The following is a 13,381-nucleotide window of genomic DNA, read 5'->3' on the forward strand; positions in this document are numbered from 1 at the left end:
CATATCGGAGCCTCACGACACCGGGGCCCCGCACGACACGGGGCGCCGCCGCAGGACCCACCAGACCCCGCACGACGCGGGGGCGCCGCCGCGCGACCCACCAGACCCCGCTCACGTACCCGAGCCGCCGCACGACACCGGCCCCGGTTCCGACGCGCGGGGCTGCCCCACGACACACCGGTGCCCCGCCCCCGGCAGCCGGGAACGGGGCACCCTCTATGCACCTTCAGGCGACTCAGACGGGGGTGATGTTCTCCGCCTGCGGGCCCTTCTGGCCCTGCGTGATGTCGAAGGAGACCTGCTGGCCCTCCTGCAGCTCACGGAAGCCCGTCGCGTTGATGTTGGAGTAGTGGGCGAAGACGTCCGGGCCTCCACCGTCCTGGGCGATGAAGCCGAAGCCCTTCTCCGCGTTGAACCACTTCACTGTACCGCTGGCCATTTGTCCTCCAAGGACTTGACGTCGGCTCCGCACTTTGCGGAGCCGGAGGTGATCGCCCTGGTCCTCAGGCACTCTGAACAGCAAGACGCCCGTGAACACGGGGCTCACGGACGTTGGATACTTGGAACCACGACAGCTGACGCTGACGCTACACCGCTCCCCACCGGCCTGCCCAGCAACCTGATCAAGTTCGTGCGGTCAAGGCGTGTCTTTCGGACGGCCGGTGGGGGGTGACGCGGTGCGTTCGACTGCCCGTCAGCCGGTGAGCAGCCCGGTACGGAGCTTCGTCAGCGTGCGGGCGAGGAGACGCGAGACGTGCATCTGGGAGATGCCGAGTTCCTCGCCGATGCGTGCCTGGGTGAGCTCGCGGCCGAAGCGCATCTCGATGATGGTGCGCTCCCGGTCGTCGAGCTGTTCGAGCAGCGGTGCCAGGGAGTGCAGGTTCTCGAGCAGGTCCATGGCGGGGTCGTCGTCGCCGATGCTGTCGACGACGGTGCGGCCTCCGTCGCTGGAGTCCTCGTCACCCGCGGTCGGTGTGTCGATCGAGTCCGCGATGTAGCCGTTGGCGGCGACGAGGCCCTCGATGATCTCGTCCTCCGTGAGATCGAGGTGCTCGGCCAGCTCCTTCACGGTGGGGTCGCGATCCAGCCGGTTCGCGAGTTCCTCCTTGGCCTTGGCCAGCTCGACACGGAGTTCCTGAAGCCGGCGCGGCACATGCACCGCCCAGGTGCTGTCGCGGAAGAAGCGCTTGATCTCCCCCACGATGTAGGGGATGGCGAAGGACGAGAACTCGACCTCGCGGGACAGCTCGAACCGGTCGATCGCCTTGATCAGGCCGATCGTGCCGACCTGGGTGATGTCCTCCATCTCGCCGTCACCCCGGTTGCGGAACCGCCGCACCGCGAACTTGACGAGCGAGAGGTTCATCTCGATCAGGGTGTTGCGCGCGTACTGGTACTCGGGAGTTCCCTCCTCGAGCACCTGGAGCTGGTCGAAGAACAGCTTCGACAGCTGCCGGGCATCCTTGGGAGCGATCTTGCCCGCATCCTCGATCCACGGTAGGGCGTCGGCTCCGCTGCCGGTCACGTCCGTAGACGCCCCGGCAACGTCGAGGTCCTGAGCCGAAGCGCCGGTCAACTGAGTCGAGAAAGTCACAACTTCACCTCGTAGTGGGGGCCATGTCTGCCGAGCGCCTGCCCACTCGCCACACATTCACACTGTTGCCGCTCGACAACTTTTCGCTCTATGCAAGTGAGGCTGATCACTGCGACCCGCCGCACGTCCCTCAGCCGGTACGGATGAGCCCGCCCGGCCGCTCCGGTTCGCCCATCACGCCCGGCCGCTGCGGATCGGCCGGGTCGATCCGAGCCGTGCCCGACGCCCCCACAACCCCTTGCCGCCCCGCAACAGCTCAGTGCACGCAGAACTCGTTGCCCTCCGGGTCCGTCATCACCACCCACTCGCCCGCCGGTTCCTTGATGTGGGTCCGGACCTGCGCGCCGAGAGCCCGCAGGCGTCGTACCTCGCCCTCCCGCTCGCCGGCCGGACCGTGCAGGTCGATATGGAGACGGTTCTTGACCGTCTTCCCGGGCCGCGGCACGCGATTGAAGAGCAGCCGGCGGCCCAGGCCCGCGCCGCTCTCCGGGTCGTGCGGGTCCTCGGGGTGGCGTACCCCCGCCGCATCCCGCCAGCCGTGCCGGTCATGGCGGTCGACCACGATCTCGGCCGGGATGGCGCCGAGGCCGAGGAGCTTGTCGATCAGGACGCTGTGGTCCTCGACCGTGTAGTGCAGCGCGGCCGCCCAGAAGTCGGCCTGCGCATGCGGATCGTCGGCGTCGACGACGAGCTTCCAGTGCATCGGAGCGGGAGTCATGCTCACCACTTATAGGGCCCGGCACCGACATCCGCGAGGAACTCCGGACCTCCGGCCCCAGGGCGGCACGCGTGACACCCCCTGGAGGCATGTCGCCACGGCAGGGCCCGACCGCCCCCGCCAGTCGTAGGATGGGCTTCTCTCCGCGGAAGTGGGACATGTGAAGGCTGACAGACCCGGCGGGGTGGAGCGCCGGCTCCGCGACTCTGCTCCCCACGCGCTGTTCGATGTCGCCCGCGCGCTGGTGGAGGAGCGCTTCGACGCGCTGACGGTCGACCTCCTCATGGCGGACTACGCCATGACCAGGCTCCAGCCCATGGCCAAACTGCCACGCACGACCACCCCCCTGCCTCTGAACTCCAGCGCCGCCGGCCGCGCCTTCGGAGCGCAGGAGCCGCACATGGTCGCCGAGACCGGCAACCGCGCTCCGACCGTGACGATCCACCTGCCGGTGAGCGTCCGCGGTGACCGCCTGGGGGTGCTGAGTGTGACCCTTCCCGGTTCGGAGCCCGCCCCCGCGACCGTCGAAGCGCTTCAGGAGCTCGCCGACGCCCTGGCTCACGAGATCATGGTGGCCGAGCGCGACACGGACCTCTTCCTGCTCGCCCGGCGGGCCGAGCGGCTCACCCTCGCCGCCGAGATGCAGTGGCAGCTGCTCCCGGGCCGCTCCTGCTCGCGTACCGAGTACAGCATCGGCGCCCAACTGGAGCCGGCCTACGCCATCTACGGGGACAACTTCGACTGGTCCGCCTCCGCCGACCACCTCACACTGAGCGCCAACAACGGCATGGGCGAAGGGATCGAGGCCGCGCTGCTCACCAATCTGGCCGTGAACGCCCTGCGCAACGCCCGCCGCGCCGGCCTGAGCCTCGCCGATCAGGCTGCCCTGGCCGACCAGGCGGTCTACGGCCAGCACGCCGGCCGACAGTATGTGTCGATGCTGCTGTTCCGCTTCCATCTGCCGACCGGCAGGGCGGAGGTCGTCGACGCCGGATCGCCGCGGGTGTGGCGCATGCGCCAGGGTGTCGTCGAGCCCGTGGAACTGGAGGCCCAACTGCCGCTCGGCATGTTCGAGGACACGGTCTACACACCGCAGCATTTCCAGGTCAAGCCGGGCGACCGGCTCCTCTTCGTCAGCGACGGGGTCTACGACGTGCTCTCACCGGGAGGCGAACGCTACAGCGAGCGTGCCCTCATCAGGGCCGTCCGCGACACCCGGCTGCTGCCCCCGTCCCAGGTACCGCGCGCGGTCCTGGAAGAGCTCGTCGGCCATCGCGGGCCCGGGCCGTCCGAGGACGACGCCATGGTCGTCTGCCTCGACTGGCACGGCCGTCCCTGACAGCTCGCGGACAGGAACGCCGACGTGGGATGCCGAGCTGCCGCCCCGCCCGGTGCAAGTGACGGGCCACGGCACCCGCACATCCACCTGTACGGAAACCGGAGCCGGACGGGTCGATGACCCCGCTGACCATGTTCGGGACAATCGCGGGATGAGGATCACTGCGCGGGAACTCAACCGGTCCACGCTCGGCAGACAGCTGCTTCTGCGGCGGGAGCCGCTCGGTGCCGTCGACGCGGTCCGCCGGGTGGTCGCACTCCAGGCCCAGCACGCCGCATCGCCGTATCTCGCGTTGTGGAACCGGCTCAGCGGTTTCGACCCGGCAGACCTCGACGCCGCCTTCGGTGACCGGGCCATCGTGAAGGCGACGCTGGTACGGATCACCCTGCACGCCGTCCACCGGGACGACTACCGCTCGTTCCGCGAGGCCATGCATCCGACGCTGCGTGCCGCGAGGCTCAACTCACGCTTCACGGCGAGCGGGCTGTCCCCCGTCGACGCGGACGCGCTGGTCCCGGAACTGCTGGCGGTCGCGGACCGGCCGCGCACGACCGCCGAGATGGAAGCCTGGCTCGAAGCACGGATCGGTGTGCCGCCGAAGTCCGGCGCGTGGTGGGGCCTGCGGTCGTACGCGCCCCTGGTGCACGCCCCCACCGGCGGGCCGTGGTCGTTCGGACTCCGTCCGTCCTATGTCGTGTCGGGGACCCGGCCGGCGCTCGACGCGGAGACGTCCGCCGCCTCGCTCCAGACGCTGGTCCGCCGCTATCTGCAAGGGTTCGGGCCGGCGTCGGTGGCCGACATCGCGCAGTTCGCCACGGTTCAGCGCGCGAGAGCCCGCCAGGCGGTGGGCGCCCTCTCCGACTCCCTGGAGCAGTGGGAAGGACCGGACGGTACGGCCCTGTTCGACATCCCCGGCGCACCGCGCCCGGCGGCCGACACACCGGCACCACCCCGGCTCATGGCGATGTGGGACAGCATCCTTCTCGCATACGCCGACCGCAGCCGCGTCATCCCGCCGGAATACCGGCCCCTGGTCATCCGGGTGAACGGTGACGTCCTGCCCACCCTGCTGGTCGACGGCTACGTGGCCGGCGTGTGGCGGCCCGTGCAGGGAGGCATCGAGGCGACCGCCTTCCACCACCTGCCGGCCGCGGTCTGGGACGAACTGGCCGCGGAGGCCAAGAGTTTGGCGGCGCTGCTGGCCGACCGCGAAGCTCAGGTCTACCGCCTGTACGCGGGATGGTGGGCCACGTTGCCGAGCGCCGACGTCCGCGTGCTCCCCGGGTAGCAAGGCCGTTCGCCCAGACCGTTCGCCCGTGTCCCGACCGGAAGCGACCCGGCTACGGCGCTTCGGACGCAGGCATCCCACCGGTTCCGGGGGCACGCGGACGGGAGTAGGAGTACAGGCGGTCCACCTCCGCGAAACCCACCGACTCGTACAGGGAGATCGCCGCCGTACGGTCCCGCTCGTCCCCCGCCGACGCGTCGTCGTCCACGTACAGGACCACCGTGTGGGCTCCGCACCCGCTGAGCACACCGAGGGCGTTGCCGAGCATCGCGCGGCCCAGACCCCGGCCGCGCAGGTCTGGCAGGACGCCGAGCCACCGGAGAACACCGGTCCCCTGCACGGGAGAACCCACGACGGCTTCGGCCACCACCCGGCGGCCCTGGTGAGCCTCCAGTCGCCAGGCCTGCCGGTCCCCCGGCTCGGGGCCCACCCGCACGTCCGGCAACCGCGGCAGGCCCTCGACAGGCAGCGCGGCCAGCATGTACCGCCCCAGCCGCTGCCCGGTGAACCCGGCCCGCTCAAGCGCCTTTGCCGTCGTCGGACGGTGCCGGACCGGCAGCGCCTCCAGGCCCGGCGAAAGAGCCGACGCGAAGCCGAAGGCATGCACCTCGCGCGCCCCGAAGGCCGCGAGAGTGCGGCGGATCAGCGCATCGGCCGTCCGCGCGTCCTCCCGGCAGTGGAGCCACAGCAACTGGCCCGTGTCGTCCTTGAGCCGCGGAGCGTACGACAGCGCACCCACGACAACGCCGTCCGCGTCCTCGGCCACCACGGCCTCCGGAGGCTCCAGCTCCGCCCACCACCCGGCGTCGACGGACGAACGGCCCTGGAGGGCCTCGTCGAGCATCGCCGGAGTCGAAGCCGGCTCACCGCCCATCCGGTCGTCATCGACCAGAGCGAGGACGGCGTTGCGGTCGGCGGGCGTGTAGGGACGCAGCCTCGGGCCGGGCAGGTGTGGGCTCACAGCGACGACCCTGTCCGTGATGACCCGTTCTGTCCAGGATTCAGCGTTCCCGGCAGTTCGCGGCAGTTTGCGGCCGAAAGGGTCCTTCCTTCAGCCCTTCACGGACACGGCCCAGAGCTTCCAGGATCACTGCGCCCATGACGGTGTCCACGTCTCGCCATGGCGCCGGTCGGACCGGAGAGAGCCGAGATGGTCACGGAGTGCGGTGAGCGCGGGATGCGGATTGTCGCCGCGCCAGATCAGTGAGTGGGGATAGACCGGCGTGGGCCCGTGCACGAAAACGCGCCGCAGGTCGTCGTCGGCGGGCCGGACGAACTCGGTCCGTTCCCCCACGAAGGTCGCCAGCACCGAGGAGTCGGCGATGGTGTCGAGGAGCGGCTCGGTGCCGAAATCGGGGCCGGTCGCCTCGATGGTGAGCCCGAACGCGGCGGCGAGGTCCTCGTAGTAGGCGGCCCACTCGGTACCGGCGACGATGCCGGGCATCCAGATCCTGTGCCCGGCCAGCTGCGCGGGCGCGACCGCGCCGGTGGTGGCCAACGCGTGGCCCGGCCCGGTGAGCAGGTGCAAAGGCTCGTCGAAGACCCGGACGGTCTCCACGCCTTCGGGAAGCTGCCGAGCGGGCACGGTGACAGCGCGGAACGACGCGTCGATCACGCCCGACCGGACGGCGGCGATCGCCGCGCCGGCGTCGAAGAGCGTCACCACGTCGAGCGCGATCCCCGGATGAGCACGGTGGAATCCGCGCATCAGAGCTGCCGGCGCAAGCCGCCGGCCGATCACATCGACACGCAGCGCGCGACCGCCGGGCCGCACGGAGGCGGCCGCCCGCTCCTCGGCACGGAGAAGATCACGGGCGTGCGGCAGGAAGACCTGCCCGTCGAGGGTGAGCCGGGCACCACGCGGCGTACGCGTGAACAGCCGGACGCCCAGGGCCTTCTCCAGCGCCGCGATGCGCTTGGAGACGGCCTGCTGCGTGATCGAGAGATCCACGGCCGCTTCCTGGAACTGCCCGGCGTCCGCGACGACGACGAAAGTGCGTACGGCTTGGAGATCCACGGCGTACATCCTAGGCCGTGCGCTGGGAGTACAACCGCTGGTTGTGTCTCACGATCCGCGCGGTTGTTTGCCGCGCGGACTCACCGCTCGCTTTGATGTCGCCGGTTCGGAACGTGTCGGGGAGCGACTGCGAGGGGCGTGCAGAGCATGGGCGCCAGTCGGTCGCTGGGCCGGGAGTTCGCGTGGCTGTGGTCCGCCTACACGATCAGCACCTTCGGCACACGGCTCGCGTTCGGGGCCTTCCCCCTGATCGCGATCCTCGTGCTGCACGCCGGGGCGGCGCAGGTCGCCGCACTGGCGGCCGCGGGCTTGGCGGTGGGCGCGGCCGTGGCGGTGCCACTCGGGCCGTGGGTGGACTTCCGCCGCAAGCGGCCCGTCATGATCGCGATGGACCTGGCCCGTTTCGCCGCGTTGATCAGCATTCCCGTCGCGTACGCGCTCGGCCTGCTCACCTTCGTCCAGCTCCTCGTCGTCTCCGTCGTCGTCTCGGCCGCCGAGATCACCTTCGGGGCGGCCAGTGGGGCATTCCTCAAGTCACTCGTGCCGCCGCAGGACCTCCTGGTCGCCAACGGACGGTTCGAGGCCGCGACATGGACCGCCACCATGCTCGGACCGCCCGTCGGCGGAGCGGCGATCGGGCTGTTCGGTCCCGTGATGACCGTGCTCGCGGACGCGGTCAGTCACCTGCTGTCGGCCGCCGGGATCCGCGTGATCGGGGACAAGGAGACACCTCCCGCAGGCGCCGGCACGCGGGCCCGCCCCCGGGCCGGCGACGTGCTCGACGGATGGCGGCACATCCTGACCGAGCCGGCCCTTCGTCCCCTGTTCTTCAACACGGTCCTCGTCAACGGCCTGATCATGGCGACCTCACCGCTGCTCGCCGTCCTGATGCTCGGCGAACTCGGCTTCGCACCCTGGCAGTACGGCCTGGCCTTCGCCGCGCCTTGCGTCGGCGGACTGATCGGCTCACGGCTGGCCCGGCGTCTCGTCGCCCGGTACGGGTCGCACAGGGTTCTGCTCACCGCCGGGTGGCTGCGGACGTGCTGGCCGCTCGGACTGGCCTTCATCGGCCCCGGAGCTGCCGGGCTCCTGCTCGTCATGGCCGTCGAACTCGGGCTGATCACCTGCATGGGAGTCTTCAACCCGGTCTTCGCCACGTACCGGCTCGACCACATCGCAACGGATCGTGTCGCCCGCACGCTGTCCGCCTGGTCGGTCACCAGCAAGGCCACCATCGCGGCCATGACCGCACTGTGGGGTCTGCTGGCCGGCCTCACCGGCCCGCGCGCCGCACTCGCGATCGCGGGCCTCCTCATGCTGGCCACACCGCTCCTGCTCCCCCGGCGGAGCCGCACGGCAGACCGGGCGCAGTGAACCGGGCGGACGGGGCCGAGGCGGCCTGCTCCCTCGCCCCCTGGCTCCTTGCGACGGGGCTCGTTACCTGATCCTGAACGAGCAGCCCTTCAGGGTCCGACCGCCGTCGTTGTCGGCGACCGCCTTGCCGTCGACCGTGATGCAGCAGGGGGCGGGCTTCTGCGTACCGTCGACGGACTTGATGGGCCCCGGCACGACCGACACCAGATAGCCCGTCTTCTGTTCCGCGGCGGAGAGCCGGACGGTCTCCGTCTTCCGCCACGGCAGGGTCTGCTCGTCGAAACCGCTGGTGTCGGCGCGGTAGGTGATCGGCACCCTGCCCAGCCCCTCGACCGCAAGGGTCACCTCGTGGGACTCGCCCGCCACGGCGGACGACGGTGAGGCACTCCGCGATACCTCGCTGCTGCCGCGATTCTCGGCCTTCGTGGTCCCGCCGCCTCCGCAGCCCATCAGTCCCACGGCCACGAGCAGTGTCACAGCGGTCATCGACGTTCGCATACGTCCCGTTCCCGTGCACTCGGCTCCTTGTCGCCCCCTTGGGCAAGGGATCCGACATCCGAAGATCCAAGCACGTGCGGCACGGCACGAACGGTCATGAGCCTCGGGGCGGGAGCCGATTTTTCTCGGCGTCAGTCGTCGGACGAATCGGACGAACCGGAGGAGCCGCCGCTCTTGCCGCGACGGCTGAGGACAACCGACAGGACGTCCGCGACGGCGGCGAGCACGATCAAAGTCACGCGCCGGGCTTGGCGCAAACGCGGAGAGGCCATACGCAGATCCTAGGGGCCGGCCCGCGAGCTCAGAGAGGCGTGACCGGGGGAAACCGGAGCGGGCCTGCGGCACCCTGGACCTGATCCGCGCCGCCACGGTTCATCCCTCCCCGGTTGCGGCCTTCTCGTCGCCGCCGCGGCCAGGCGAGGCCGTGGGGCTTGTTATCAGATGATCAACCGCTCGGGGTGCGAGGTCGTGGCATGCCCCGGCCGACGGCTGATCGCCGTGGAATACTCGCCCGCATGAATTTTCGGTCGGGCCGGGCTCACGCCGTCGTGGCGATCATGAGCGCCGCCATTCTCCTGACCGGCACGAACGGCTCGACGGCCGCTCCCCTCCCGGCAGTTCAGCCCGTGACACTCACCATCGACGCGCCCTCGACGTACGTCATGTACTCCGCGGACGAGGGCGCGAAGGCGTTCGACAACACCTTCACCGTGCCGGTGGGCGTCGCCGGGAGGGAAGGCGCAGAAGCCAGGAACATCGAGCTCACCGTCGACGTCTCGGCCCTGTCGGGCACGGCACGGCTCGCCAACTCCCACTGCCGGCGGCACAAACAGGTGTTCACCTGCGACTACGGATCCCCGAACGAGGGCGAGAGCATGACGCCGTTCACCATCAGCGGTGTCGACGGAGTGAAGCCGGGAGACGGCGGCACCATCACCTACACCGCGTCCGCCGACAACGCCCCCACCGTCACCGCAACGACCCGGATGCGGGTCGGCGGTCCGCTCTTGGACCCGCGTGAGCATCCGCCGGTCGACGGAGTGCGTCCCGGCGGAACGGTGCGGATCACTCCGGCCTTCGCCAACCACAGCCGGTACGCGGCGGACCGAGGAGTGGCGATGAAGATCCACTCGTCCGGCCGGGGCCTGACCTTCGCCCGGGAGCACAGCAACTGCTTCTACAACTCCGGTGAGCCCGGCGGTCGTTCGGACTCCGCCTGGTGCGTGTTCCCCGCCCCGGTCGCACCGGGAACGGCCTACGCGCTCACCCGCCCGTTCGCCGCCAGGGCCGACCCGAGCGTCATGGCCGACGCGCTGGTGTACGAGGTGTCGTCCGAGGTGGAAAAGGACAGCGACCACACCGTGCGGGGCAGGGGCGCCCCTCTCACGCTGACGCGCGTCGCCGACGAGGGATTCGGCACGCAGCGCGCCCCCAACAGTGTTGTCGACGTGCGCACCACCCAGCAGGCCGACTACCGACCGGTCTCGGGGACCGTCGCCGGAAGGGTCGGTGACACCGTTCGTGTCGCCCTCGGCGTACGCAATGAGGGGCCGGGAGATCCCGGCGATGAGCGGGGCCGCTTCGAGGTGATCCCGCCCGAGGGCACGACAGTCACGTCCATTCCCTACGTGAGTGACGACGAGGGGCCGGACTGGGTGTGCGACAGGCCGAAGAAGCCGTCCAAGGCGTACGTCTGCGATCTCGGAGCCGACTCGTTCTCGGCGCTCGCGCCGGGGCGGGACACCACGATCGACTTCCACTTCCGGATCGACAGGAAGGTGGCCGGGGCCCGTGGCCTGGTCCGGGCCGTCGGCGCGTTCGACCGCACGCACACGAACGACACGGCGGCCATCCCGGTGGACGCGAAGCCTGCGTCTCGGTCGTCCCTGATGGGGGTCGCGGGGGCGGGCGCGGTGGGCGTCGCGGTGGGCCTCTGGTTCGTGTTCCGTCGGCGGTCCAGGCGCTCCGGGACCTGACGGTCGGCCCTTGCCTTCGAGAGAGCCGCGCACATCGCGGCCTCTTTCCATGGTCCCCGGAAGGAATGCCTGTTGCCGTCGAGACACCCGGCGTCGAAAACGGGCCGTGCCCCGCGCGACGGTAGCCCCAGGCCGTCCCCTCCACGCGGTCGCCGACCCGGAGCGGACCTCCGGCCCTGGCCGCCCGCCGCCTGCTGCCCGCCGCACGGATCGCCGTGCGGGAAGAGGGCAATGTGGGCGGGCGTAGCACCGGCGTTCTCCGGGCAGGATGCGGCGCTCCGCGCGTGGGCCGTGCCTCATGCTTCCCGGGCACCCCGCTCCCGTCGCCGGCCCGCGAACCTCGCCGCGGCCCGGTCCGGCTCCCCCGGGCCCGTCCTGGCACGGCGGAGCCGCCCTGATGTCGGCACACTGGTGGAGGAAGACACTCGGCGCCTCGGCCCGCCGGTCGGGTACCGGGCGAGACGATGTGTGCCGCGGGTGGAAGGCGACCTCAGTGGCGTCAGACCGTTCGGAGGGTGATCGGGCTCCTGGACCGCTCTGGTCGGAACCCGGGTCGCTTCTTGAACACGTGCCGGTGGCCGTCCTCGGCATCGACGAGGACAACCGCGTCTGCTACTGGGGCCCCGGCGCCGAGGGACTCTTCGGGCACGGCTCCGCGGAGGTTCTGGGCCAGGCCGCCGCCGTACTGTTTGCCGATCGTCCGGACGACTCCCCCGGCCCGTCGGTCCGGCTCGCGGAGCAGGGCCGGGCCCTGGGGTACTGGCGTGGCCGGCTGTCGGCCCGGCATCGGAACGGCGAGGTCTTCGACTGCGGTTTCCGGGCCTTCCGCGTGGTCGGTACCGACAGCGCGTCGACGGTCCTGGCCCTGGCCAGCCGCAGTGACGTGCTCGATCGCGTGAAGACCAACCTGGCCTTTCTCGATTCCCTTTTCGAGACGACCCCCATCGGTCTGGTCATGCTCGACGACCGGCTGCGGTACGTCCACCTCAATCAGGCGCTCGCCGACATGGACGGTGTGTCCATCGCCGAGCATCTCGGACGGCCGATGGACGACATCATGATCACCTACGACGGCGGCGACTACCGGCGGATACTCCGCTCGGTCGCCGAGGAGGGACGGACTGTCGCCGGAGTTCTCGTGGGCCTGCGCACTCCCGGTCATCCGGATCTGGACCAGGTGCGGTCGGTGAGCCTCTTCCCGCTCAGTGGCGCGGTCGGCACACGCTCCGGGGTGGGCGGGCTGATGGTGGATGTGACCGACCGGGAGCAGGCCATCCTGGAGGCGAGTGCCGCACGCCGACGCCTGGCCCTGCTGGCCCGGGCCACCGCCCGGATCGGTACCACCCTGGATGTGGATGTCACCGCCAGGGAGATGGTCGCCGCCGCGATTCCCGACTTCTGCGACGCCGCCGTGGTGGAAGTCGTGGAGTGGATGGACGAGCGAGCGGTGTTCGACCCGCAGCAGCCGCTCGTCACCCGCAGGATCGCCTCCGGCACGGTCCTGCCTCCACCGGCCGGGGAGCTCGTGGGAGGGCTGGACCGGGTGATCTACCCACCGGATTCCGCCATCCACCGGATGCTGCGGTCGGGCCGCCCCCTGCACGTCCCGGTCGACGACGAGTTCATGACCCGGACCGTCATTCACCAGGCGCGTGCCCAGCTCCTGAAGGACAGCGGCCTGACCGGCCTCGTCATCGCTCCGCTCGTCGCCCGCGGCACCGTCCAGGGCATCACCATGTTCGGACGCTCCGCGGCGAGGCCGGCCTTCACCGACGAGGACGTCGGCCTGGCCGGCGAACTCTCCTCCCGTGCCGCTCTCTGCCTGGACAACGCGCGTCTGTACAGCCGGGTGCAGGACATCGCCCTCACCCTCCAACGCGCGCTGCTCCCCAGCGCGTTGGCGACCAGTCCGCATGTCGAGGTCGCCCACCGCTACCTGCCCGGCAGCCACGTCACCGAGGTGGGTGGCGACTGGTACGACGTGATCGAACTGTCCGGCGACCGCGTCGCGCTGGTGGTCGGTGATGTCATGGGACACGGAGTGCGCGCCGCCGCGGACATGGGGCGGCTGCGCATCACCGCCAAGGCGCTGGCCAGGCACAACCACGAGCCGGGCGACCTGCTCGCCGAGCTCGACGCCTGTGCCCAGGAGGCAGGCATCGAGCTGGCGACATGCCTGTACGTCGCGTACGACGCCACGACCGGGCGAGCCCGTATCGCCAATGCCGGCCACCCGCCGCCTCTCGTACGGCACCCCGACGGCACGGTCGAGACGCTCGGTGAGGTCCTGGGTGTGCCCCTCGGGGTGGGCGGTCACCCGTTCCGGACGATCGAGACCGATCTCGCGGACGGCGCGATTCTCGCCCTCTACACCGACGGTCTCATCGAGGTCCGCGGCCACGACATCGAAGAGGGCCTGGCCGCCGTACGCGCGGAGCTGGGCCAGATGCCGGACCAGCTGGAAACGATGGCGGACCGCCTGCTGTCGCATCTGCTGCCCGAACCGCCGAGCGACGACACCGTGCTCGTCCTCGCCCGTGTGGGCCGGAGCAGCGCCCCAGGGCGGTGAGGGGCCGC

General features: G+C 70.6%; 11 protein-coding genes. 5 read left to right on the top strand and 6 right to left on the bottom strand.

What is annotated here, in order from left to right; genetic code table 11:
- Positions 1–235 precede the first annotated feature (235 nt).
- The 3 genes from ABTX78_RS01200 to ABTX78_RS01210 all read right to left on the bottom strand — a co-directional run bounded on the left by ABTX78_RS01200 (position 236) and on the right by ABTX78_RS01210 (position 2,312).
- Entirely contained in the window at positions 236–439 is a 204-nt protein-coding gene (locus ABTX78_RS01200) for a cold-shock protein (RefSeq protein WP_313947888.1), read from the bottom strand.
- A 255-nt stretch (positions 440–694) separates the two neighbouring features.
- A complete protein-coding gene (locus ABTX78_RS01205) occupies positions 695–1,651 on the bottom strand; it encodes an RNA polymerase sigma factor SigF (RefSeq protein WP_502993719.1) in 957 nt (318 codons plus the stop codon).
- 199 nt (positions 1,652–1,850) lie between these two features.
- Complete coding sequence (locus ABTX78_RS01210; RefSeq protein ID WP_352204718.1) at positions 1,851–2,312, bottom strand: VOC family protein; 462 nt, start codon at positions 2,310–2,312, stop codon at positions 1,851–1,853.
- Between the two features lie 160 nt (positions 2,313–2,472).
- On the opposite strand from ABTX78_RS01210, the gene ABTX78_RS01215 reads away from it, so the two are divergent.
- A complete protein-coding gene (locus ABTX78_RS01215) occupies positions 2,473–3,651 on the top strand; it encodes a PP2C family protein-serine/threonine phosphatase (RefSeq protein ID WP_352204719.1) in 1,179 nt (392 codons plus the stop codon).
- Between the two features lie 151 nt (positions 3,652–3,802).
- The gene (locus ABTX78_RS01220; RefSeq protein WP_352204720.1) at positions 3,803–4,939 is read left to right on the top strand and encodes a winged helix DNA-binding domain-containing protein; all 1,137 of its coding nucleotides are present in this window, start codon (positions 3,803–3,805) and stop codon (positions 4,937–4,939) included.
- Between the two features lie 52 nt (positions 4,940–4,991).
- On the opposite strand, the gene ABTX78_RS01225 is transcribed toward ABTX78_RS01220, so the two are convergent.
- Positions 4,992–5,900, bottom strand: coding sequence for a GNAT family N-acetyltransferase (locus ABTX78_RS01225; RefSeq protein ID WP_352204721.1), 909 nt, complete (start codon positions 5,898–5,900; stop codon positions 4,992–4,994).
- Positions 5,901–6,026: 126 nt separating this feature from the next.
- Complete coding sequence (locus ABTX78_RS01230; protein ID WP_352204722.1) at positions 6,027–6,956, bottom strand: LysR family transcriptional regulator; 930 nt, start codon at positions 6,954–6,956, stop codon at positions 6,027–6,029.
- A 147-nt stretch (positions 6,957–7,103) separates the two neighbouring features.
- On the opposite strand from ABTX78_RS01230, the gene ABTX78_RS01235 reads away from it, so the two are divergent.
- On the top strand, positions 7,104–8,330 hold the full coding sequence (locus ABTX78_RS01235; protein WP_352204723.1) for an MFS transporter: 1,227 nt from the start codon (positions 7,104–7,106) through the stop codon (positions 8,328–8,330).
- A 63-nt stretch (positions 8,331–8,393) separates the two neighbouring features.
- On the opposite strand, the gene ABTX78_RS01240 is transcribed toward ABTX78_RS01235, so the two are convergent.
- Positions 8,394–8,816, bottom strand: coding sequence for a hypothetical protein (locus tag ABTX78_RS01240; RefSeq protein WP_352204724.1), 423 nt, complete (start codon positions 8,814–8,816; stop codon positions 8,394–8,396).
- Between the two features lie 569 nt (positions 8,817–9,385).
- On the opposite strand from ABTX78_RS01240, the gene ABTX78_RS01245 reads away from it, so the two are divergent.
- The gene (locus tag ABTX78_RS01245; RefSeq protein WP_352204725.1) at positions 9,386–10,804 is read left to right on the top strand and encodes a hypothetical protein; all 1,419 of its coding nucleotides are present in this window, start codon (positions 9,386–9,388) and stop codon (positions 10,802–10,804) included.
- A gap of 493 nt (positions 10,805–11,297) precedes the next feature.
- Positions 11,298–13,373 carry a SpoIIE family protein phosphatase gene (locus tag ABTX78_RS01250; RefSeq protein WP_352204726.1) on the top strand — a complete coding sequence of 692 codons (2,076 nt, stop codon included), beginning with the start codon at positions 11,298–11,300 and terminating at the stop codon, positions 13,371–13,373.
- The last annotated feature ends 8 nt before the right edge of the window (positions 13,374–13,381 follow it).

Source organism: Streptomyces sp. NPDC096193, assembly GCF_040302905.1.
In the GTDB taxonomy this organism is placed as follows: domain Bacteria; phylum Actinomycetota; class Actinomycetes; order Streptomycetales; family Streptomycetaceae; genus Streptomyces.

Bases quoted from the DNA above. Each gene is read 5' to 3' on its own strand.
- ABTX78_RS01205 (WP_502993719.1), bottom strand. From the start codon at position 1,651: ATGTGTGGCGAGTGGGCAGGCGCTCGGCAGACATGGCCCCCACTACGA.
- ABTX78_RS01245 (WP_352204725.1), top strand. From the start codon at position 9,386: ATGAGCGCCGCCATTCTCCTGACCGGCACGAACGGCTCGACGGCCGCT.
- ABTX78_RS01220 (WP_352204720.1), top strand. From the start codon at position 3,803: ATGAGGATCACTGCGCGGGAACTCAACCGGTCCACGCTCGGCAGACAG.
- ABTX78_RS01235 (WP_352204723.1), top strand. From the start codon at position 7,104: ATGGGCGCCAGTCGGTCGCTGGGCCGGGAGTTCGCGTGGCTGTGGTCC.
- ABTX78_RS01240 (WP_352204724.1), bottom strand. From the start codon at position 8,816: ATGACCGCTGTGACACTGCTCGTGGCCGTGGGACTGATGGGCTGCGGA.
- ABTX78_RS01200 (WP_313947888.1), bottom strand. From the start codon at position 439: ATGGCCAGCGGTACAGTGAAGTGGTTCAACGCGGAGAAGGGCTTCGGC.
- ABTX78_RS01210 (WP_352204718.1), bottom strand. From the start codon at position 2,312: ATGACTCCCGCTCCGATGCACTGGAAGCTCGTCGTCGACGCCGACGAT.